The 21,829-nt window shown below is 68.5% G+C and carries 20 protein-coding genes; 9 read left to right on the forward strand and 11 right to left on the reverse strand.

The features are described 5' to 3' along the window. Positions 1-8: 8 nt before the first annotated feature. A complete protein-coding gene (locus ACM6LU_RS24610) occupies positions 9-2,495 on the forward strand; it encodes a DNA gyrase/topoisomerase IV subunit A (RefSeq protein ID WP_414940116.1) in 2,487 nt (828 codons plus the stop codon). Between the two features lie 199 nt (positions 2,496-2,694). Here the strand turns inward: ACM6LU_RS24610 and ACM6LU_RS24615 are convergent, their stop codons facing one another. The 5 genes from ACM6LU_RS24615 to ACM6LU_RS24635 are packed head-to-tail and all read right to left on the reverse strand — an operon-like array spanning position 2,695 to position 7,267. Further along, positions 2,695-3,906 (reverse strand): acyl-CoA dehydrogenase family protein, encoded by a 1,212-nt coding sequence (locus ACM6LU_RS24615; protein ID WP_414940117.1) that lies wholly within the window; start codon positions 3,904-3,906, stop codon positions 2,695-2,697. After that, complete coding sequence (locus tag ACM6LU_RS24620; RefSeq protein WP_414940118.1) at positions 3,903-4,772, reverse strand: SDR family oxidoreductase; 870 nt, start codon at positions 4,770-4,772, stop codon at positions 3,903-3,905. The genes ACM6LU_RS24615 and ACM6LU_RS24620 overlap by 4 nt, the downstream gene beginning before the upstream one ends. Before the next feature lie 10 nt (positions 4,773-4,782). Further along, positions 4,783-5,628 (reverse strand): MaoC/PaaZ C-terminal domain-containing protein, encoded by an 846-nt coding sequence (locus ACM6LU_RS24625; RefSeq protein WP_414940119.1) that lies wholly within the window; start codon positions 5,626-5,628, stop codon positions 4,783-4,785. After that, positions 5,625-6,080 carry an SRPBCC family protein gene (locus tag ACM6LU_RS24630; RefSeq protein WP_414940204.1) on the reverse strand — a complete coding sequence of 152 codons (456 nt, stop codon included), beginning with the start codon at positions 6,078-6,080 and terminating at the stop codon, positions 5,625-5,627. The genes ACM6LU_RS24625 and ACM6LU_RS24630 overlap by 4 nt, the downstream gene beginning before the upstream one ends. Beyond that, entirely contained in the window at positions 6,077-7,267 is a 1,191-nt protein-coding gene (locus ACM6LU_RS24635) for a lipid-transfer protein (RefSeq protein WP_414940120.1), read from the reverse strand. Before ACM6LU_RS24635 ends, ACM6LU_RS24630 begins: the two co-directional genes overlap by 4 nt. A 179-nt stretch (positions 7,268-7,446) precedes the next feature. Here ACM6LU_RS24635 and ACM6LU_RS24640 point away from each other — a divergent pair, with 179 nt between their 5' ends. Together ACM6LU_RS24640 and ACM6LU_RS24645 are read left to right on the forward strand one after the other, a co-directional pair. Then, complete coding sequence (locus tag ACM6LU_RS24640; protein ID WP_414940121.1) at positions 7,447-8,154, forward strand: RraA family protein; 708 nt, start codon at positions 7,447-7,449, stop codon at positions 8,152-8,154. Between the two features lie 276 nt (positions 8,155-8,430). Then, positions 8,431-9,306, forward strand: a complete 876-nt coding sequence (locus ACM6LU_RS24645; RefSeq protein ID WP_414940122.1) for a LysR family transcriptional regulator — start codon at positions 8,431-8,433, stop codon at positions 9,304-9,306. Positions 9,307-9,369: 63 nt separating this feature from the next. Here ACM6LU_RS24645 and ACM6LU_RS24650 read toward each other — a convergent pair whose 3' ends face one another. Together ACM6LU_RS24650 and ACM6LU_RS24655 are read right to left on the reverse strand one after the other, a co-directional pair. After that, positions 9,370-10,164: a DsbA family protein gene (locus ACM6LU_RS24650; protein ID WP_414940123.1), complete on the reverse strand. Its 795-nt coding sequence runs from the start codon at positions 10,162-10,164 to the stop codon at positions 9,370-9,372. 2 nt (positions 10,165-10,166) lie between these two features. Then, positions 10,167-10,655: a MauE/DoxX family redox-associated membrane protein gene (locus tag ACM6LU_RS24655; RefSeq protein WP_414940205.1), complete on the reverse strand. Its 489-nt coding sequence runs from the start codon at positions 10,653-10,655 to the stop codon at positions 10,167-10,169. A 91-nt stretch (positions 10,656-10,746) separates the two neighbouring features. On the opposite strand from ACM6LU_RS24655, the gene ACM6LU_RS24660 reads away from it, so the two are divergent. Further along, positions 10,747-11,574, forward strand: coding sequence for a glutamate ABC transporter substrate-binding protein (locus tag ACM6LU_RS24660; RefSeq protein WP_414940124.1), 828 nt, complete (start codon positions 10,747-10,749; stop codon positions 11,572-11,574). Next, positions 11,571-13,961, forward strand: coding sequence for an ATP-dependent helicase HrpB (hrpB, locus tag ACM6LU_RS24665; protein ID WP_414940125.1), 2,391 nt, complete (start codon positions 11,571-11,573; stop codon positions 13,959-13,961). Before ACM6LU_RS24660 ends, hrpB begins: the two co-directional genes overlap by 4 nt. A 31-nt stretch (positions 13,962-13,992) precedes the next feature. Here the strand turns inward: hrpB and ACM6LU_RS24670 are convergent, their stop codons facing one another. After that, the gene (locus ACM6LU_RS24670; protein WP_414940126.1) at positions 13,993-14,781 is read right to left on the reverse strand and encodes an ion transporter; all 789 of its coding nucleotides are present in this window, start codon (positions 14,779-14,781) and stop codon (positions 13,993-13,995) included. Between the two features lie 135 nt (positions 14,782-14,916). On the opposite strand from ACM6LU_RS24670, the gene ACM6LU_RS24675 reads away from it, so the two are divergent. From ACM6LU_RS24675 to ACM6LU_RS24685, 3 genes are read left to right on the forward strand one after another with little or no spacing between them, the layout of a single operon-like run. Then, entirely contained in the window at positions 14,917-15,834 is a 918-nt protein-coding gene (locus ACM6LU_RS24675) for an ABC transporter ATP-binding protein (protein ID WP_414940127.1), read from the forward strand. After that, positions 15,831-16,865 carry an alpha/beta hydrolase family protein gene (locus ACM6LU_RS24680; RefSeq protein ID WP_414940128.1) on the forward strand — a complete coding sequence of 345 codons (1,035 nt, stop codon included), beginning with the start codon at positions 15,831-15,833 and terminating at the stop codon, positions 16,863-16,865. The genes ACM6LU_RS24675 and ACM6LU_RS24680 overlap by 4 nt, the downstream gene beginning before the upstream one ends. Beyond that, positions 16,862-17,608: an ABC transporter permease gene (locus ACM6LU_RS24685; protein ID WP_414940129.1), complete on the forward strand. Its 747-nt coding sequence runs from the start codon at positions 16,862-16,864 to the stop codon at positions 17,606-17,608. The genes ACM6LU_RS24680 and ACM6LU_RS24685 overlap by 4 nt, the downstream gene beginning before the upstream one ends. 220 nt (positions 17,609-17,828) lie before the next feature. On the opposite strand, the gene ACM6LU_RS24690 is transcribed toward ACM6LU_RS24685, so the two are convergent. Then, positions 17,829-18,374 (reverse strand): TetR/AcrR family transcriptional regulator, encoded by a 546-nt coding sequence (locus tag ACM6LU_RS24690; RefSeq protein WP_414940130.1) that lies wholly within the window; start codon positions 18,372-18,374, stop codon positions 17,829-17,831. Between the two features lie 43 nt (positions 18,375-18,417). On the opposite strand from ACM6LU_RS24690, the gene ACM6LU_RS24695 reads away from it, so the two are divergent. Next, complete coding sequence (locus ACM6LU_RS24695; protein ID WP_414940131.1) at positions 18,418-19,539, forward strand: FAD-dependent monooxygenase; 1,122 nt, start codon at positions 18,418-18,420, stop codon at positions 19,537-19,539. Here the strand turns inward: ACM6LU_RS24695 and ACM6LU_RS24700 are convergent. Next, positions 19,484-20,158 carry a response regulator gene (locus ACM6LU_RS24700; protein WP_414940206.1) on the reverse strand — a complete coding sequence of 225 codons (675 nt, stop codon included), beginning with the start codon at positions 20,156-20,158 and terminating at the stop codon, positions 19,484-19,486. The genes ACM6LU_RS24695 and ACM6LU_RS24700 overlap by 56 nt on opposite strands. Next, positions 20,133-21,737 (reverse strand): histidine kinase, encoded by a 1,605-nt coding sequence (locus ACM6LU_RS24705; protein ID WP_414940207.1) that lies wholly within the window; start codon positions 21,735-21,737, stop codon positions 20,133-20,135. The genes ACM6LU_RS24700 and ACM6LU_RS24705 overlap by 26 nt, the downstream gene beginning before the upstream one ends. Positions 21,738-21,829: the final 92 nt, after the last annotated feature.

Below are 21,829 nucleotides of genomic sequence, written 5' to 3' on the forward strand. Positions count from 1 at the left end.
TTTGAGCAATGGCACGCCGTAAGGGCACCACCACCAAGGTCGACCCCTCCGCGTTCGACCAGCCCGGCGCGAACGTCTTCGACAACTCGCTGAAGACGGAGATCGAGGACTCGTACCTGGAGTACGCCTACTCGGTCATCCACTCGCGGGCGCTCCCGGACGCGCGGGACGGGCTGAAGCCGGTACACCGCCGGATCATGTACTCGATGAACGAGAACGGCTACCGGCCGACGCACGCGTACGTGAAGTCGTCCCGCGTGGTCGGCGACGTGATGGGCAAGTACCACCCGCACGGCGACACGGCGATCTACGACGCCATGGTCCGCCTCGCGCAGGACTTCTCGCTCAACGTCCCGCTGGTCGACGGGCACGGCAACTTCGGCTCCCCCGACGACGGCCCGGCCGCCTCGCGGTACACCGAGGCGCGGCTGTCCTCCGAGGCGATGCTGCTGGTCGGCGAACTCGGCGAGGACACGGTCGACTTCCGGCCCAACTACGACGGTTCGCTCGAAGAGCCGACGGTGCTGCCGGCGGCGTTCCCGAATCTGCTGGTCAACGGCACTTCCGGGATCGCGGTCGGGATGGCGACCAACATGATCCCGCACAACCTCACCGAGGTCATCGGTGCGGCGCGGTGGTTGATCAACCACCCGAACGCCACCCTCGACAAGCTGATGGAGTTCGTCCCCGGCCCCGACCTGCCGACCGGCGGTTCGCTACTGGGCCTTGACGAGGTCCGCCGCGCCTACGAGACCGGCCGCGGTGTGGTGCGCATGCGCGCCAGCGCCGAAACCGGCCCGCTGGAGGGCAGCCGCGGCCGTCAGGCGATCACCGTCACCGAACTGCCGTACGGCGTCGGCCCGGAGAAGGTGATCGAGAAGATCACCGACGAGGTCAACAAGTCCAAGCGGCTCACCGGCATCGCCGACGTCAAGGACCTCACCGACCGCGAGAACGGCACGCGGCTGGTCGTCGAATGCAAGGTCGGCGTGAACCCGCAGGCGCTGCTGGCGGACCTGTACCGGCTCACGCCGCTGGAGCAGTCCTTCGGCATCAACAACCTGGTGCTGGTGGACGGGCAGCCGCGGACGCTGGGACTCAAGGCGCTGCTGGAGGTCTTCCTCAGCCACCGCTACGAGGTCGTCACCCGTCGCACGCGCTACCGCCGCCGCAAGCGTGAAGAGCGCCTGCACCTGGTCGAGGGCCTGCTGGCGGCCCTGCTCAACATCGACAAGGTGATCAAGCTGATCCGCGAGAGCGAGAACGCCGCGGCCGCGAAGGACGGCCTGATGAAGCGGTTCAAGCTCTCGGAGATCCAAGCGACCTACATCCTGGACACTCCGCTGCGACGGCTCACGAAGTACGACCGGATCGAACTCGAAGCCGAGCAGGACAAGCTGCGCGAGGAGATCGCCGAACTGTCGAAGATCCTCGACGACGAGACGGTGCTGAAGAAGGTCGTCTCGGCCGAACTGGCGAAGGTCGCCAAGGACTCCCCGACCGAACGCCGCACCGCGCTGATCGACGGCGATCTCAAGGAGGTCCTCGCCGCGTCGAAGCCGTCGGGTCCGCTGGAGGTCGCCGACGATCCCTGCCAGGTGATCCTGTCGGCCACCGGGCTGGTCGCGCGGACCGCGGCGGAATCGGAGGAGGCGTCGGAAGTGCGGCGCCGCAACGGCCGCGTCAAACACGACTCGGTGTCCGCCGTCGTGCACTCGACCGCGCGTGGTCAGGTGCTGCTGGTGACCAACCGCGGCCGCGCGTTCAAGACCGACGTCCTGCCACTGCCGGTGCTGCCCGAACAGGCGGGCACCGTCTCCCTGCGCGGTGGGATGGCCGCGAAGGAACTGGTGCCGCTGGACAAGGGTGAACACGTCATCGGGCTGGCGCCGCTCGGCGAACAGGCCGCCGGCTCCCCCGGTCTCGCGCTCGGCACGAAACTCGGCGTCGTGAAGGTGTGCGCGCCGGAATGGCCGGTCCGCTCGGACGAGTTCGACGTGATCAGCCTGAAGGACGGCGACGAGGTCGTCGGCGCCACCTGGCTCACCGACGGCAACGAGGCACTGGCGTTCCTATCGTCCGAAGCATCGCTGCTGCGCTACGCCGCTTCACTGGTACGGCCGCAGGGTCTCAAGGGCGGCGGCATGGCCGGGATCAACCTGAACGGTGACGCCGAGGTGGTGTTCTTCGCCGCCATCCGCACCGACGACGCGGAGCACGGCGAGCCGATGGTCGTCACCGCGACCGGTGCGAGCGTGAAGGTGACGCCGTTCAGCGAGTACCCGGCCAAGGGCCGCGCGACCGGCGGTGTCCGGGCGCAACGGCTCCTCAAGGGCGAAACGCGGCTGGTCGTCGGCTGGATCGGCCCGCGCCCGGCCGGTGCCGCCCGCAACGGCGACCCGGTGGAACTGCCCGAGATCGACCCGCGGCGCGACGGCTCCGGCCACGCCCACCCCGGTCCCGAGGTCGTCGGCCACCTGATCGAACGCAGCTGACCGCTCAATCGCGGTCCGTGAAGGACTCCTTGAGGGACTCTGGGTCCCTCAAGGAGTCCTTCACGGACTTGGAACATTCGGCCGGTCGCCCCAGTGGCCCCACCAGTCACTACGTTGGCGCGTGAAGGGCCCCTAAGCGGCTCAGCCGAAACTCGATCCGAAGTAGGCAACCTCGCGACAGGACCGCACGGGCCGGGTCTCACGAGGACAGCAGGCCCTTCGCGATGTGCGTCACCTGGATCTCGTTGCTCCCCGCGTAGATCATCAGCGACTTCGCGTCCCGGGCCAGCTGCTCCACCCGGTACTCCGCCATGTACCCGTTGCCACCGAACAACTGCACGGCCTCCATCGCGACCTCGGTGGCCGCCTCCGACGAGTACAGCTTCATCGCCGAAGCCTCGGCCAGCGTCGGCAACTTGCCCGCGCGCAGTGTCTCGATCAGCTGGAACACCATGTTCTGCACGTTGATCCGCGCGACCTCCATCTTCGCCAGCTTCAGCTGGATCAGCTGGAACCGCCCGATCTCCTGGCCCCACAGCTTCCGGTTCTTCGCGTAGTCCACGCAAAGCCGGTGCCATTCGTTGATGATCCCGAGCGCCAGCGCCGCGACACCGATCCGCTCGACGGCGAACCCGGACTTCACCTCGGCCTTGCTGTCGCCGTCGCGGCCGGTCTCCGACTCGCCGAGCAGTCTGTCCCGTCCGAGCCGGACGTCGCTGAAGAACAGCTCGCCGGTCGGCGACGACATCATGCCCATCTTCTTGAACGGCTTGCCCTGCGTGAGGCCGGGCATCCCCTTGTCCAGCACGAAGGTCAGCACCTTGCGATCGCGGACGTCCTCGCCGTCGTCCAGCTTGGCGTAGACGATGATCGTGTCGGCGCAGGGCCCGTTCGTGATGAACGTCTTCTGTCCATTGAGGACATACTCGTCACCGTCACGCCGCACCGACGTCTTCATGCCGCCGAAAGCGTCCGAGCCGGAGTCGGGTTCGGTGATCGCCCACGCGCCGACCTTCTCGAACGTCGCCAGCCCTGGCAGCCAGCGTTCCTTCTGCGCCTGCGTGCCCTTGGTCAGGATCGTCTGCGCGGTCAGCCCGATGCTCACCCCGAGCGAGGCGACGATGCCGAGGCTGACCCCGGCCAGTTCGCTCACCGCGATGAGCGCCATCGCCTCCTGCCCGCCGAACGCGAGCCCACCGCCGTCACCGGAGCCACGCTCCTTCGACAGCAGTTTCGTCACCGATTCCCGCGCCAGCGCGTCGATGCCGAAGGCCGCGAACATCTTGCGGATGAGGTCGTACGGCGGCAGTGTCCCGCTTTCCAGCGCGTCGAGGTGCGGCCGGATCTCCTTGTCGACGAACTCGCGGATCGCGTCCCGGATCAGCAGTTCGGTCTCGGACCACTCGATCACGGCAGCCTGGCCGCGATGTCGTCGATCTCCCAGGCTTCCTCGGTTTCGATCACCTTGACGTCGTGCCAGCCCGCGAGTTCCGAGATCGCGCCGCCCTGCACCGCGAACACCTTGCCGGTGAGCGGGCACTTCTCGGTCGCGAGATAGGCCACCAGCGGGGAGATGTTGGCAGGCGAGAACGCGTCGAACTCTCCTTCTTCGACCTCCTGCGCGAAGATCGCGCCCATACCCGGCGTCGCCAGAGTGAGCCGCGTGCGCGCGATCGGCGCGATCGCGTTGACCCGCACGCCGTAGCGTTCCAGTTCCTCGGCCGCGACCAGGGTCAGCGCGGCGATCCCCGCTTTCGCCGTGCCGTAGTTCGCCTGCCCCGCGTTCGGCAGCGTGACCCCGGACGCCGAGGCGGTGTTGATCACCGAACCGGCCACCCGGTCACCGGCCTTGCTCGCCGTCTTCCAGTACGCGGCCGCGTGCCGCAGCACCGCCGCGTGTCCCTTGAGGTGCACCGCGATCACGGAATCCCATTGGGACTCCTCCAGTCCGGCGATGAACGCGTCGCGCAGGATGCCAGCGTTGTTCACGACGACGTCGAGCCTGCCGAACTCGTCCACCGCCTGCGCGACCAGTTCGGCGGCACCGGCCCAGTCGGCGACGTTGGCCGTGTTCGCCACGGCCTTCCCGCCTGCCGCCCGGATCTCGTCGGCGACCTCCTGTGCCGGGCCGACGTCGGCACCACTTCCGTCGTTCGCCCCGCCGAGGTCGTTGACCACGACGCTCGCGCCTTCGGCCGCGAACAGCAGCGCGTGCTCGCGGCCGATCCCGCGACCGGCGCCGGTGATGACGGCGACCCGCCCATCGAGTGCTCCCATGGCTTTGCTCCTACTCCGCGAATTCCGCGAGACCGTCTTTGATCACGACGGTCTTCCCAACGGTGGTTTCGAACGCGTAGCTACCGGCTCCCGCGTGCCAGACGCGCGTCGTCAGGTCCTGGCCGGGCAGCACCGGCTTGGCGAACCGGACGGCGAACCGTTTCAGTCTGCCCACTTCGGACCCGGCGACCTCGGTCAGCAACGCCCAGGACGTGAACGCCATGGTGCACAGCCCGTGCGCGATGATCCCCGGCAGTCCCGAATCCTTCGCGACCTCTTCGTCGAGGTGGATCGGCATGGGGTCGCCCGCGGCGGGCGCGTACCGGTACGTCTGGTCGTCGTCGACGTGCTGACGCACCTCCGCCACCGGCGCCCGCGAGCGCAGCGTGTCGTCGAACTTGTGCTCCGGCCCGAGTTCGCCCCGCGTCTCACCGGTGTCGAATCCGCGCACGAACAGCGTCACGTACTGCTCGTTGACGAGGTCGCCGCCTTCGGTGCGGCACTCGAGGTGGATGGTGCCGCGCGTGCCGTTCGACAGGCCTTCGTAGCCGGTCATCCGCGCCCGCGAAACGAGCTTGTCGCCGGGACGGATCGGCCGGTGGAACCGGAATTCCTGTTCCCCGTGCACGATCCGGCCGAACAACCCGACCGGTACGACCTCCAGCGCGGGTTCCATCAGCGACTCGAACACCGGCACGATCGCGAACACCGGGCTCGCGACGTCCCCGGTGAGATGCGCCGGGATCGGGTCGTTGGTGGCCTTGGCATACTCGATCAGCCGCTCGCGGGTCACCTCGAACCGGAACTCGTCGGTCCACTTGCCGAGCCCGCCGGGATCGAACCGCTCCTCGGTCACGCGACCAGCGCCTTGAAGTTCTCCAGCGACGCGTCCAGGTTCTTCTTGCCGTCCTTCTCGACGGCCTTGCCGAGCGCGCCGACGATCATCTGGCCGGCGAACTCGGCGTCGATGCTGGCGAGCGAACCCTCTCCGGACGCCTCCACGGACAGCTCGAACTTGACCTTCACCCCGGCCATCCCGGTCCCGGAGATCGCCAGCTTCGAAGGCGCCTCGAACTCGTCGACGGTCCAGGTGATCGTGTTCGGCATCCCGAGCATCGTGACGACCTCGGAAGCCTGCGCGCCCTTGGAGAATTCGGCCGGGACCTCGCCCTTCCACTTGGTGTGGATGGTCAGCCACTTCTCGAAGTTGTTGGGGTTGGAGAACTCCGCCCAGACCTTGCCGGGAGCGGCGGGGAGTTCGACGGAGGCACTGATTTTGCCTATGGTTCTTCCTTTCGGTGGGATCAGCGCTCGGCGCGCTGGTAGGCGGTGACGACGGCGGCGCCGCCGAGTCCGATGTTGTGCTGCAGCGCGGCTTCAACGCCGTCGACCTGACGCTTGTCCGCGGTCCCGCGCAGCTGCCAGGTCAGTTCGGCGCACTGCGCGAGACCGGTGGCGCCGAGCGGGTGTCCCTTGGAGATCAGCCCGCCGGACGGGTTGACGACCCAGTTACCGCCGTAGGTGGTGTCGCCGGAGTCGACGAGCTTCCCGGCTTCCCCTTCGGCGCAGAGCCCGAGCGCTTCGTAGAGCAGGAGTTCGTTGGCGGAGAAGCAATCGTGCAGCTCGATGACCTGGAAGTCTTCCGCGCCGAGCCCTGCCTGGTCGTACACCTGACGCGCGGCCTGGACGCTCATGTCGTAGCCGATGATGTTCTTCGCGGTACCGTCGAAGGTGCTGGCGAAGTCGGTGGTCATCGCCTGCCCGACGATCTCGACAGCCTGTCCCGCGAGCCCATGCGAGTCCACAAAGGACTCGCTGGCCAGGATCGCCGCACCCGAACCGTCCGAGGTCGGCGAGCACTGGAGCTTCGTGAGCGGGTCGTAGATCATCCGCGAGTCGAGGATGTCCTGCAGCGAATAGCTTTCCTGGAACTGCGCGTACGGGTTGTTCACCGAGTGCCGGTGGTTCTTCTCGCCGATCTTGGCGAAGTGCTCGGCGGTCGTGCCGTAGGTCTTCATATGCTCGCGGCCCGCCGCGCCGAACATCCACGGCGCGGGCGGGAAGAGCACCTCGGAGATCTCCGCGAGCGCCTGGAGGTGCTTGCCCATCGGCTGCTCGCGATCGTCGTAGGTCGAGCCGAGCGATCCAGGCTGCATCTTCTCGAAACCGAGCGCGAGCACGCAGTCCGCGCGGCCACCCCGGATCGCCTCCGCGGCCAGGTACAGCGCGGTCGACCCGGTCGAGCAGTTGTTGTTGACGTTGACCACCGGGATACCGGTCATGCCCAGTTCGTAGACCGCGCGCTGCCCCGAGGTCGACTCGCCGTAGACGTAGCCGACGTAGGCCTGCCGCACCTCGTCGAAGGAGATCCCGGCGTCGGCGAGCGCCTTGGTCCCGGACTCCTTGGCCATCTGCGGGTAGTCCCAGTCCTCGCGGCGTCCGGGCTTCTCGAACTTCGTCATGCCCACGCCGACGACGTACACCTTGTTCGCCACCGCGACGCTCCTTGTCGTTGCCGGATCCTGTTGAACCTGAAGATACAGACAGGTCTGTATTTATCAACCCCTTACATACAATCCTGCACGGATGTTACTTGGGGCACGCTGAGTCCCAGGGCGACTGATCACCTGCCGACAACACTCCAGTGGTGTGGCGCCGTGGCTAAAGTCGAGGCATGGATCCCGAGGAGCTTCGGCAGCGGTTCGAACTGCTGACCACCGCACATCTGACCGACGGCTGCGTCCGCGCCGGCGTCCCGGTCCGGTGCGCGCCCACAGGAACGCACGCGGTCGTTCCCGGCAGCAGGCTGGCAGGGCGGGTCACCCCCGCCCGGCACGTCGGCAGCGTCGACGTCTTCCTGGAGGCGTACGAAACCGCGAACCCCAGTGACATCCTTGTCGTCGACAACGGCGGCAGGCTCGACGAAAGCTGCGTCGGAGACCTCGCGGTCCTCGAAGCGCAGTCGGCCGGGCTGGGCGGTGTCGTGATTTGGGGACTGCACCGCGACACCGCCGACATCAAGAAGATCGGGCTGCCGGTGTTCAGCCTCGGCTCGATCCCGACCGGTCCGCTCTCGGTCACCGACCGCCCGGACGGCGCACTGGAATCGGCCGTCGTCGGCGAGTGGACCGTAAGCCGCGCGGACCTCGTGTTCGGCGACGAGGACGGTGTCCTGTTCGTCGCGGCCGACCGCGCCGACGAGGTCCTGGACCGCGCGGAGGCCATCCGCGACACCGAACGCCTGCAGGCCGATCGGATCCGCGCCGGAGAGTCCCTTCGCGAGCAGGTGCGCTTCGCCGACTTCCTCACGGAGCGCGCGAAGACGCCTTCGCTGACGTTCCGCGAGCACCTGCGGGCGGTTGGCGGCGCCATCGAGGAGTAGCAAGGGACCTTTGCTCTCGCTCGACGGCCTGACCAGGGCAAACGCACCCTGATCAGGCCGTCGATGACGAAGCGGTTCTGCGCCTCACTGCCGAACGCCGACGACAACGGCTGGTTCGTCTCGTAGTTCATCGGTAAATCTCCGCATTCTGGTCCTCCTCGACACCCTGCTTAAGCTCAAGGCTTGAATTAATGCGTGACAGAGATTCCACGTTCTAGACCTGCGAGACAACGATTCCCGCTGACCGACACCGCCCGAATCGATAACCTGGGGATTATGGAACTGCGGGACATCGAGATCTTCCTGGCGCTGGCCGACGAGCTGCATTTCGGCCGCACCGCGGAACGGCTGCACGTCTCGCAGGCACGGGTGAGCCAGACGATCAAACAGGTGGAGCGCCGGATCGGCGCGCCACTGTTCGCCCGCACCAGCAGGCGGGTCCAGCTCACGCCGATCGGCGAGCGGCTGCGGGACGACCTCGGCCCCGCCTACCGCGCGCTGCACGAAGGCATCGAACGCGCGGTCGCGGCCGGACGCGGGATCGGCGGCGTCCTGCGGCTGGGCTTCGAGGCACCCGGCGTCGCCGACCTCACCGAAGGCTTACTGGACCAGTTCCGGCAGCGATACCCGGAAACGGAGTTGCGCATCCGGGAGGCTGAGTTCGCCGATCCGTTCGCGATGCTGCGATCGGGTGAGATCGACGTACTGGTGACCCTGCTCCCGGCCGACGAAGCCGATCTCACGACCGGACCGGTCGTGTATTCCGAACCGATGGTGCTCGCGGTGTCGTCGAAACATCCGTTCGCGCGAAGGAAGTCAGTCGTTCTGGACGACCTCGCGCGGGACACCGTCCTCCGCGCGGCGCATCCGCCGGAGCCGTACTGGGTCGAAGAGCCGAAGCAGTGGCTGACGCCCGCCGGGCATCCGGTGACCCGCGGGAAGTCTTTCGCGACGTTCCAGGAACTGCTCGCCGCGATCGCCACCGGCGCCGGGATCTGCCCGCTCGCCGCGCACGCGCAGGAGTACTTCAGCCATCCCCGGATCCGCTTCGTGCCCTTCGCGGGCTCACCCGACGGCGAGTGGGGCCTCGTCTGGCCGCGCTCCGCCGAAACCGCCCGCGTCCGAGCCTTCGCGACCCTCGCCCGCAATTAGTCCTCTAGTTGCGGTCCTTGCACGTGCAACTACCGCAACTAGAGGACGAAACGCGGCGGAGGGCTAGCCGATGACCTTCTGCAGCCAGCCTTCGTCGAGCTTCACGACCTGCCCGTTCGACGCCACGGTCGGCGTGCCGAAACCGGGACCCCGGCCGAAGTCCTGCTGCAGCGCCGGATCCGTGGAGGTCTTCTTGTACGCGTCCTGGATCTGCTGCTCGTAGACATCGGTGTTGATCGCCGTGGCGAAAGCCGGGTCGGTGATGCCGACGTCCTGGCCGAGCTTGATCAGCTGCGCGTTGTCGAACCCGCGCGCGCCCTCCTCCGGCTGGTCCTTGAACAGCGCGTCGTGGAAGGCGAGGAACTTGCCAGCGTCGGCCGCGGCGAGGGCGGCGTTGGCCGAGTCCAGCGAGTAACCCGGCGGGTCGGAACGCTGGTTCAGCATCGGCAGCATGTGATAGCGGACCTGCAGGACGCCGTTGTTGACCTGCTCCTGGATCTGCCCCTTGAAAGATTCCTCGAACTGCTTGCAGACCGGGCACAGGAAGTCGGCATAGACGTCGATGCTCTTCGCCGCCTCGGGCTTGCCGACGCTCACGACAACCCCGTCGCGTTTCTCGACGACACCTGGCGCCCAAGTATCCGTCCGCGCCGCGATCACCTTGCCCTCGGTGCTGTCCTTGCTGGACGTCGTCCACACGACGCCGCCGATCACCAGCGCGGCGAGCACGACCACCGCGACCGTGATCGCGACGACCTTCTTCTTGTCGCCGCCGACGACGCCCCTGGCCTGTGCCACCGAACGCGACGCCGTCTGCTGCTGCTTGCGTTTCCGAGCGTTGCGCTCAGCTCCACCCACGATTATCCGTTCCCTTCAGCGATACCCACATAGTCGTCGTCGGCGGGGGCCCCAAAGTTCCCGAGCCAGCCGTCCACCGACAGCCAGGTCCGCGGCCGCACGATCAGCCAGACACCCAGCAGGGCGAACCCGAGGTCCCTGGCGATCTCCTGCGGATACTGCGTCTGATCCGCGGCGATCTGACCGCCACCGCCGAAGCAGCCGCAGTCGATGCTGAGGCCACGCGCCCACGATTGGGCGATGGCGGCGATGAGCACCGCGAGCAGCAGTACCGACAGCCCCGACGCCCAGCGGGTGACGAACCCGGCGAGCAGGAGCAGGCCGAGCGCCAGTTCGACGATCGGCATCCCGATCGCCACCGGGCGGACGAGCCCGTCCGGCAGGACGTCGAACGCCTGCACGGCGATATAAGTCTGCCCCGGATCGCTGATCTTCAGCGCTCCGGAAATCAACCAGACGGCGGCCAGTCCGAGCCGGGCGAGTGTGCCCACGGCGTCGAGCACGACTTGGGGCGGTCTACGCACGGGCCTAGGCTAGCCGCCAACCCTGAGAACAACGTGAGGTGGCGGACGGAGGCACCCGATGAGGGGACGCGCCCTGCTGACAGCTTGCTTGATGCTGGTCACAACGGCGGCTTGCAGCCAGGAGACCGGTCCGTCGGATTCTCTCGTCGCGCGGGCCGTCGGCTCGAACAAGCTCACCATCGGCATCCGCGCCGACCAGCCGGGTCTCTCCAAGCGGACGGTCGACGGCCGGTACGTCGGCTTCGACGTCGATGTCGCGAAGTACGTCGCGGCCGAATTGGGCGTCGACGCGGATCACATCACCTGGCACGACTCCAAACCATCCTCCCGTGAGACCGACATAACATCGGGGATCACGGATTTGATGGTGGCGACCTATTCGATCACCGAAAAACGCAAACAGGTGGTCGCTTTCGCGGGGCCCTATTTCGACACCGGCCAGGATCTGCTGGTCCGGCTCCGGTCGACCGACATCACCGGCCCCGAGAACCTCAACGGCCGCAAGCTGTGCGCCGTGGGCGGCACCACCTCGGCCGAGCAGGTGCGCGACAAGTTCGCCCAGGCCGTCCAGCTCGTCGAGTACCCGCGCTACCAGGACTGCGTCACGGCGCTGCTCGCGCAACAGGTCGACGCGGTGACCACCGACGACGTCATCCTGGCCGGCTACGTAGCGCAGAACCCGGAGTTGCTGAGGGTCGTCGGCAAGCCGTTCTCCGCTGAGAAATACGGTGTCGGTCTGCGCAAGGGTGACAACGAGGGGCGGGCGGCGGTGGCCAGAGCCATCCAGAAGATGATCTCGTCGGGCGAATGGCTCGAATCGCTGAACCGCAACATCGGCCCGTCCGGCTACCGGATCCCGCCTCCGCCGCAGGTCACCGAGCGGTGACCCTCCCCGATCTGCCGGTCCGCGCCGTCCTGCCCGAACTCCAAGCCGCTCTCGACGCCCATGGCACCGCTGTGCTCGTCGCGCCCCCTGGGACTGGCAAGACCACCCTGGTCCCGCTCGCGCTGGACAACGGCGAGGGCAGGGTGATCGTCGCCGAACCGAGGCGGCTGGCCGCGCGGGCCGCGGCGGCGCGGATGGCGTCCCTGCTGGGTGAACGGGTCGGCGAGACGGTCGGCTACTCGGTGCGCGGAGACCGGAAAGTGTCTTCTTCGACGCGAATCGAAGTGGTCACTTCGGGGCTGCTGGTCCGGCGGGTGCAGGGCGATCCCGAACTGGCCGGCGTCTCGACCGTCCTGCTCGACGAATGCCACGAGCGCCATCTCGACGCGGACCTGTTGCTCGCGTTGCTGCTGGACGTGCGCGCCGGGCTGCGGGACGACCTGCGCCTGCTCGCGACATCCGCCACCGTGGCGGCCGGACGGCTGGCGGCGCTGCTCGGGAACGCGCCGGTGATCACCGCGCACGCGAGGACCTACCCGGTCGATGTCTCGTACTCACCACCCGCGCGCGGCGAGCGGATCGAGACGACCGTGGTCCGCGCGATCCACAAAGCACTGTCCGAAGGGGACGGAGACGTACTCGCGTTTCTGCCCGGCGCGGGTGAGATCGCCAGAGTGAGCGGCATGCTCAACGGCCTGGACGCCGACGTGCTGCCGCTGCACGGACGGCTCTCGGCGGCGAGCCAGGACGACGCGCTGCGCCCGCGCGCACGCCGCCGGGTGGTGCTCTCGACGTCGGTCGCCGAGTCGAGCCTGACCGTGCCGGGCGTACGCGCGGTGGTGGACTGCGGGCTGTCCCGGGTACCTCGCGTCGATCACCGGCGCGGCCTGCCGGGGCTGGCGACGGTCCGGGTCTCGGCCGCGGTCGCGGAACAGCGCGCCGGCCGGGCCGGACGTGAGGCGCCGGGGCGCGCCTACCGGTGCTGGGCGGCGCACGAACAGGGTTCCCTTCCCGCCTACCCCGAGCCCGAGATCAGGACGGCGGAACTGGCGCGCTTCGCGCTCGAACTCGCGTGCTGGTCCACTCCGGACGGTTCCGGCCTCGCCTGGTGGGATCCGCCGGGTGAAGGCGCGCTGGCCGCCGGTCGCGCGTTGCTGACCACACTCGGGGCGACTTCGGAAGACGGGAAGGTGACCGAACGCGGCCGGAAGATGGCCGGGCTCGGCCTGCATCCGCGCTTGGCACGGGCGTTGCTGGACGGCGCGGCGCGAACCAACGCGCGTTCGGCGGCCGAGGTCGTCGCGCTGCTGGACAGTGGCGGCACGCTGACCGATCTCGAAGCCGAACTGCGGCGCGTGCGGGACGACGGGCGCTGGAAGTCCGACGTACGGCGCCTTTCCAAGCTGGTGCCCGACGGCGGCAACGCGTCCGATCCGGCGCTGGTCGTCGCTCTGGCGCATCCCGAACGGCTCGCGCGACGGCGTTCCGCGGGGACGCCGGTGTATCTGATGGCCGGTGGCACGGCGGCGGAACTGCCGCGTGGCAGCGGGCTGGCGGACGTCGAATGGCTGGCGGTGGCCGAAGCGACCCGCGATCCCGGCCGCACGCAAGGCATCATCCGGCTGGCCGCGCCCGCCGACGAGGCCCTCGCCGTGCGCGCGGCGCCGAATCTGGTCTCGACGGTGGAAGAAGTGCACTGGGCGGGCGGGGACGTGGTGGCACGTTCGGTGCGGCGGCTCGGGTCGATCTTGCTGTCGGAGAGGCCGTTGCGCTCCCCCTCGCCGGACGCGATCCGCGCCGCGCTGCTGGACGGTCTGCGCGCCGAAGGGCTCGGCCTGCTGCGGTGGTCGGAGGACGGGCGACGCCTCCGCGAGCGGCTTTCCTTCCTGCATCGAATGCTGGGCCCGCCTTGGCCCTCGGTCGACGAAGCCGTCCTGCTGTCTACTTTGGACTCTTGGCTCGATCTCGGGTCCGCCCGGCGACGGTCGGACCTGGCCGCGCTGGACGCGGGTGCCGCGCTGCGCGGGCTGATGCCCTGGCCCGAAGCGTCGCGTTTGGACGAACTGGCGCCGGACCGGCTGGAGGTACCGTCGGGTTCGCGGATCCGGGTCGACTACTCGGGTGAACAGCCGGTGCTGGCCGTGAAACTGCAGGAGACCTTCGGATGGCTCGCGACGCCGGAGCTGGCGGACGTCCCTGTCGTATTGCACCTGCTTTCGCCCGCCGGGCGGCCCGCGGCGGTCACCGCCGATCTGGAATCGTTCTGGCGCAACGGTTACGCGGCCGTGCGTGCCGATCTCCGCGGGCGTTACCCGAAGCATCCCTGGCCGGAAGACCCGCTGAGCGCCGCTCCGACCCGGCGGACCGCGCGGCGCCGGATGTCCTGAAAGGGGCTTTCAGGACACTTCCAGGATCCAATCAGTCCATCAGCTGGTGCTGAGGCCGGGTCGGCAGCCGCGCCGCCAGCTCCTCGTCGTCCTCTTTCTCGCTCAACCCCAGCTGCACCGCGCTCCGGATCTGCTCCCGGTTCTCCCGCACGACATGCGCGAAGAACACGTCGGTCCGCGGGTCCGTCAGCACTTCGAGGATCACGCGCATCGCGGTGTCGATCACCGAACGCACCACCTCGTCGTGGAACGGCAGCTTCGAAAGCCGCCCCGCCTGCGGGTCGTTCTTGAGCTTCTCGGCGATGATCCCCCGCAGCAGCGTCTGGTTGTCGCCCAGTGACCGCGCGAGGTTCTGCGGGTAGTTCCCGGTTTCCAGCACCTTGACGACCTCGTCGAGCACCGCGATCGTGATCGGTTTCTTGATCGCCAGCACGATCGGCCGCGAAAGCCGTTCGACCAGCCGCTGCGTGAACCGCTCCCCGAACGCGCGGTCGGCCGTACGCACGAGCCGGACGAGCACGACCAGGATCCGCAGCAGCCGGAACCCGCGCAGCGCCGGATGTGCGATCGGGATCATGCCGAGGATTTCGTACCAGTTGCGCAGCGGGAACCACTTCTCCCAGCCGTTGCGCCGCCACCGCCACAGGAATTCCAGCGCGAAGATCCCGCACACCGTCGTGTCGATGACGAAGACGGTGTGCGCCGTCTCGTCCGAATGCGGGAAGAACGTCACGTAGACGAGCAGCCCGACGGAGAACACGGCGAGGACGAGCATCACCAGGTCGAGCGGATTCACGCGCCGTTGTTCGCGGGTGGTCATGGCGCCGATTCTGCCTTTCCGCGGTGACTCGTGCCGAGCGGCACCTGTCGAAAGTAAGGGGTGGCCGATGACTTCGGGGCACTGCCCCGAAGTGTCCCCGCATCGGAGGATTCAGGGACACGAAGGAGGACGCGGATGATCACGCTTCGAGGACTCACGAAGCGCTACGGCGAGAAGACGGTGGTCGACGGCCTGACCTTCACCGTCGAGCCGGGCAAGGTGACCGGCTTCCTCGGCCCCAACGGCGCGGGCAAGTCGACGACCATGCGGATGACACTCGGTCTCGACACGCCGAGCGGCGGCGAGGTCCACATCGACGGCAAGAAGTACGCGGACCTGCGGTATCCGCTGTGTGAGGTCGGCGCGCTCCTGGAGGCCAAGGCGCTGCACCCCGGCCGGAGCGCGGGCAAGCACCTCCTGGCGATGGCGCGCAGCAACGGGCTCCCGGCGAGCCGGGTGGACGAGGTGCTCGCGACGGTCGGTCTCACCGACGTCGCGGGCAAACGAGCCGGGACGTTTTCGCTCGGCATGGGACAGCGGCTGGGCATCGCCGGCGCGCTGCTGGGCGACCCGGGCGTGCTGATGTTCGACGAACCGGTCAACGGCCTCGACCCCGACGGCGTCCGCTGGGTGCGGCACCTGATGCGTTCGCTCGCGGCGGAAGGCCGCACGGTGTTCGTGTCGAGCCATCTGATGAGCGAGATGCAGCTGACCGCGGACCGGCTGGTCGTCATCGGCAAGGGAAAGCTGCTCGCCGACGCCCCGGTCGACGAATTCATCGCGGGCAATTCGCGGACGTCGGTCGCGGTGCGGGTGCCCGTTCCGGTCGAACTGCGCGCGCTCGAACAGCGTCTGCGCGCACTTGGCGCGACCACGGAATCCGATCGGGACGAACTGATCGTGCACGAGCTGCCCGTGCACAGTGTCGGCGACGCCGTGCACGAACTCGGGATCCGCGTACACGGACTGACCGAACAGACCGCGTCCTTGGAACAGGCCTACATGGAATTGACCGCGTCTTCGGTCGAATACGGAACGGGAGTAGCGGCATGAAGTCACTCATTGTCCTGGTGGCGGTGGTCGCCGGCCTGCTGGGAATACCGACGGCCGCGTCGGCGGCGCCGAATCTGTCGCTGCCGACGCCGGGTGGCCCGTTGCCGATCGGGCTGCGCACGCTGCACCTCACCGACCAGCAGCGAGCCGACCCCTGGGTGCCCGAGAAGCGGCGTGAGCTGATGGTCAACATCTGGTACCCGGCCGTCCCGGTCGGGCGCGCGCCGCTGTACATGACACACGCGGAGTCGGCGGCGGCGGTCGCCGGGCGGAAGATCGACGTGCCGCCGGACACGCTGAGCAAGGTACGGGTCCACTCGAGGGAGAACGCGCCTTCGCTGCCAGGACGTCGTCCGCTCGTCTTGCTGTCGCCTGGCGCGGGCAACAACCGGATCACCCTGACCTCGGTGGCGGAACGCCTCGCCGCACAGGGTTTCGTGGTCGCCGGGATCGACCACGCCTACGAAGCCTGGGCGACGGAGTTCCCCGACGGACTGCGCCAGTGCGTCGCTTGCACACGACCGAACAACCCTTGGCCCGCCGCGATCGCGAACCGCGCGATCGACACGTCGTTCGTCATCGACACCCTGCTGAAGGACCGTCGCTGGTCGATCGACGCCAGGAAGATCGGGATGGCCGGTCACTCCGCCGGCGGTTCGGCCACCGCCGCCGCGATGGTCGCCGACCGGCGGATCAAAGCGGGCGTGAACGTCGACGGTCCCTTCTACGGCACCGTTTCCCTCGACCGGCCGCTGCTTCTCCTGGCGAGCCCGATCGGCGAGAAGCACTTCGGCCCGACCTGGGACGAGACCTGGCCGCGGCTCACCGGGCCGAAGGAGCGGTTCCTGGTCAAGGACAGCGGCCACTCGTCGGTGACGGACGCGGCGATCCTGGTCGACCAGCTGGGGCTGCGACCGCACCTGCCGCCCGCCGAGGTCGAGAACCAGTACGGATCGATCGATTCGCGGCAGGCACTGGACTTCTTCCGTGACCGGCTGACCGGTTTCTTCAAGCAGTGGAGCGCACGATGAACGCGATCTCCTCGGAATGGACCAAGTTCTGGTCGGTCCGCTCGACCTGGTGGTCCCTGATCAGTGGTCTCGTGCTGATGCTCGCCTACTCCGGCGCGCTGGGCTTGGCCGCGAACGCGGGCGCCGAACGCCCGATGACTCCGCACGCCGTGGTGACCGGGGCGGCGTTCTATCTCACGCAGTTCGCCGTGGTCGCGCTGGCGACGCTGTTCATCACGAGCGAATACGCCAGTGGCAGCATCCGCTCGACCCTGCAGTGGGTCCCGGTGCGGAACCGGGTCCTCGCGGCGAAGTCGGCGGTCCTGCTGCCGGTACTGTTCGGCTACGGCGTCCTGAACACGCTCGCCGGCGTGGCGATCTCGGCGCCGCTGATTTCCGCGCGGGATTCCACGGTGGGCGACGTTCTCACGACCGCCGCGGGCATGGGTGGCTACTTCGGGCTGCTGGGTCTGCTCTGCCTCGGCCTGGGGACGGCGCTACGGAGCACGGCGGGGACGATCGTGACGGTGTTCGTGCTGCTGGTGATGATCCCGATGTTCGCCGGTTCGCTGGGCGGGGAGGACATCGTGAACTACTTCCCCGGCTTCGCGGGCGTCAACGCGATGTTCACTTCAGGGGAGCCGAACCCCATCTTCGGCGGCATCGCGCCCTACGCGCCCTGGGTCGGCATCGTGCTCTGTGCGGCGTGGGCGGCGGCCGGTCTCGCCACCGGTTCCACCGTGCTCCGGCGCCGCGACGCCTGAGGGAGCAAGGGACCTTTGCTTCCGCTTGCCCCTCGGGCAGGTCGCGAAAGCCACTTTCGGGACACCAGACGTCCCGAAAGTGGCTTTCGCGACACCCCGCCTCCGGACCGGCCCACCACGGCCGCCGCGCCACAGCCCAAGCAGGCGGCACCAAAGGCCCCTTGCTCTCTACCCTAATAAACCGCAGGTCAGAGCCCCAAGCGATAGCAAAGGTCCCCTGCTACCCCGCCACCCCGAGCCCCGCCAGCACCTCCCGAGCCCCCCGCGTCAGCTCCGTCAGCCCAGGCGGCCGCAGCGAGCCGGTCCCGGCCAAAGCGTCGAAGATCGTCCCGTCCAGCCAAGCGACGAGCATCCGCGCGTGCCGCTCCGGCTCCGTCGAGCCACGGTCGGCCAGCACCTCGGCACACCGCCGCCGGATGACCAGACCCCCGCGGTCGTAGGCCTCGCGCAATTCCGGCCGCCGCGTCGCCTCCAGCGCGAACTCGTACCGCGCGAGCATCCGCGTCCGCCCACTCGTGATCGCCGCGTGGGCGAACCCCGCCACGTACTCGGCCAGCCGGCCGGGCGGCGGGTCGAGGGTGACCTCGTCGAGTTCGACCATCCGTGAGATCGCCAGTTCCAGCAGAGCCGCCCGCGTCCGCGCGTAATACGACGTCGAACCCGACGGCAACCCGGCGAACCGGTCGACAGCACGATGCGTCAGCCCGCGCATTCCTTCCGCCGCGATCACCTCGATGGCCGCGTCCCCGATCATCGCCTTTCGCACTCTACAAGTGTAGTAGTACTTTACAGATGTAGAGGAGGTCGACATGCGCAAAGCGATCGTGGTCGGCGGAGGAATCGGCGGACTGAGCACCGCCATCGGGCTGCATGGCATCGGCTGGGAGGTCACCGTCCTGGAAAAGGCCGCGGAACTCACCGCGGTCGGCGCAGGCATCTCCCTGTGGCCGAACGCCCTGCGCTCACTCGAAACACTGGGCATCCACCTCGGCAAGCTGCGAGAACAAGAGTCCGGCGGCCTCCATGACCGCGAAGGCCGCCGCATCACCCGTTGGGACGCCGACGCGTTCCGCCGTCACCACGGCCGTCCGCTCGCCGCCATCCACCGTGCCGACCTCATCGCCGCACTCCACGACGCCCTGCCCACCGGCTGCGTCCGCACCGGCATCGAGGTCACGAACCTCGAAGACCTGGACGCGGACGTCATCGTCGCGGCCGACGGAATCCACAGTGGACTCCGGAAACAGCTGTGGCCGCGGCACCCCGGACCGGTCTACAGCGGCAGCACCGCCTTCCGCGCGGTGACCACGCTCCCGCACCCCACGGAGCTGAGTACGAGCTGGGACGACGGCGCCGAAATCGGCGTCATCCCGTTGCACGACGGCCGGGTCTACTGGTGGGCGAGCTACGTCGCCGAAGCGGGAATCCGGTGCGAGAACCCGAAGGCGTACCTGCGGAGGCGCTTCGGAGGCTGGCACGAACCCATCCCCGAGCTCATCGAAGCGACCACGCCCGAGGCACTGCTCCACCACGACCTGTACCTGCTCGGCACCCCCCTGCCGTCGTACGTGCGTGGCCGCGTCGCGCTCCTCGGCGACGCGGCACACGCGATGCCGCCGTTCCTCGGCCAAGGCGGCTGCCAGGCGATCGAAGACGCCGTCGTCCTCGCCGCCACGCTCAGTACCGCCGAGGACGTCGACGCGGCATTGAGGAGTTACGACGAGCAGCGCCGCCCACGTAGCCAAGCGGTCGTCAAATCCTCGGTCCAGGCCGGAAGAATGGGACCACAGCTGAGGAATCCCCTCGCGGTCGCGATCCGCAACGGCGTGTTCCGCCTGCTCCCCGGCACGCTCACCGCCCGCATCGGCGCCGGCGTCAGCGGCTGGGCTCCTCCCGTTCCCCGCCGACCAGCCCCGCCTCGTACGCCGTGATCGCGGCCTGCACCCGGTTCCGCACGCCGAGCCGGTTGAGGATGGTGCTCACGTAGGCCTTCACCGTGCCCTCGACCACGAACAACTTTCCGGCGATGTCCGCATTGGACAGTCCGGAACCCAGCAGCGCCAGCACTTCCTGTTCACGCGGGGTCAGTTTGCCGATCGACGCCCTCGCCTCCTCGGCTCGGGACACCTGGTTGCCGGAGAACCGCGCGATGACCCGCTGCGCGACCTTCGGCGAAAGGAACGCCGCTCCGTCGGCGACGGCGTGGATCCCGGCCAGCAGTTCCCGCGGATCCCCGGACTTCAGCAGGAATCCGCTCGCGCCGAGGCTCAGCGCGCGTTCGATGTAGGCGTCTTCGCCGAACGTCGTCAGCATGATCACGCCGATGTCGGGCAGCAGCCGCCGGATCTCCTCGGCCGCCTTGAGCCCGTCCATGACCGGCATCCGGATGTCGAGGAGCACGACATCCGGCCTCGTCACACGAGCCTGTTCGACGGCTGCGCGGCCGTCCGCGGCCTCCGCGACCACCTCGATCCCGGTGTCCGCGGCCAGGATCGCCGACACCCCGGCCCGGATCATCGCCTCGTCATCGGCCAGCACCACCCGGATCATCCGGATCCCCCTTTTGCTCGTGTTCATTGATCACATCCTTCGCCACGAGTTTCCCCTCGGCGAAGCACAGCCGGTAGGCCTCGTAGTACCTGTTGAACAGGCTGCGCTCGGTGCCGTAGTACTCGCAGGTCGCCCCGGCTGTCACCGGCGGTTCCACCTGACGCGGTCGCGCGATCCGCTGACCGCCGGGCAGGACGGACGCGATCTCCGCCCTCGTCTGGCCCAGCCGGATGCGGTCATAGTCTCCCTTGGGGAGTTCGGAGCCGTACCACTGGAAGAGGAACACCACCCCGCTGATCCCGACCAGCACGCCGAAGAGCCCGATCGGCACGACGATCGCCTGGATCAGGCTGCGTCGCACATCCCGGCGAGCACGTTCAAGTTCCTTCGCCGACGTCGACTGTCCCACTTCGGCGTCCATCGCCGCCTGGCTTTCCGGCGATTCCTCTGACGGCGCGGCATCATGCGGCAAGCTCGCACTGACCTCGAAGCCGCCGTCGCGCGGTTCCGCCCGCAGGGTCCCGCCGACAAGGCGGACCCGTTCACGCAGGCCGATCAGCCCGCGCCGTCCCGAAGTTTGGCCGGGCAAGGGTCCCGCGGGCGGCGGCACGTTGGTGACCACGACGTCGGTCCGCCCTCGCGAACGCACGACCCGGACGGTGACGGCGGCGCCGGGCGCGTGCTTCACGACGTTCGTCACCGACTCCTGCACCACCCGATAGGCCGCGCGATCGACCATCTGCGGCTCGCCGTCGATCGGACTGTCCACAGAGGATTCGATGAGCACGCCGGACGCCCTGGCCCGGTCGAGCAGTTCGTCGATACTCTCGTGCACCGGCTCGGTCGGCGCGTCGTCCTCACGCAGCACCCCGATGATCTCGTGCAGCCGCTCGGTCGCTGTCGCGGCGCTCTGCCGCAGGTCACCGGCGGCCTCCCGCTGCTTCTCGTCGAGGCCGCCAGAGACCTCGAGTGCCGCCGCACGGACCGCGATCAAGCTGAGTTCGTGCCCCAGCGAATCGTGCATGTCACTGGCGATCCGGGTGCGCTCGCGCAGCCGCGCCCGGTCGGCGACGAGCCGTTGACGGCTCTCCATTTCCTTGGCGCGACGCCAGCCGTCGCGCGCCATGTCCTCGCGCTGTCGGATGTACTTGCCCAGCAGCCACGGCGTCACCGACGCGAAGACCAGGAGCCCGAGCAGAGCGCCCCAGTCTGCGAACCCGTCGTCAGCCCACACCAGCGCCACGGGGATCGCGACCAAGGAGACGACGGCGAAGACACGCAACATCGGCTTCGCGATCGGCTGCCGGTAGCCGGCGAGGTAGCTCACCGCGACCAGGACGAACCCTTCCCAGACCGGCACTCTGCCGCCGAAACTGCCCAAGATGACGAAGCTCGCGACCATCGCGATCGCGAGCGAGACCACCGGGTACCGGCGCGATACCGCGATCGCGGCCGTGGTCGCGGTGAGCCCGGCGAACAGTTCCCAGTGTTTCGTGCTCGATCCCGCGTCGATGACGACCCAGCCGCAGAGCCCGAGCCACAGCGCGAGGTCCATGGCCAGTCGCCGCCCGCGCCGCACAGGCTCTTCAGGATCCTTCACAGGACCGGACGCTACAAGCCGCGCCGACCGCTTCGCCATAGGCGAAAGTCAAGATGGTCCGATCATTCGGC

Source organism: Amycolatopsis sp. cmx-11-51 (genome assembly GCF_047608665.1).
In the GTDB taxonomy this organism is placed as follows: domain Bacteria; phylum Actinomycetota; class Actinomycetes; order Mycobacteriales; family Pseudonocardiaceae; genus Amycolatopsis.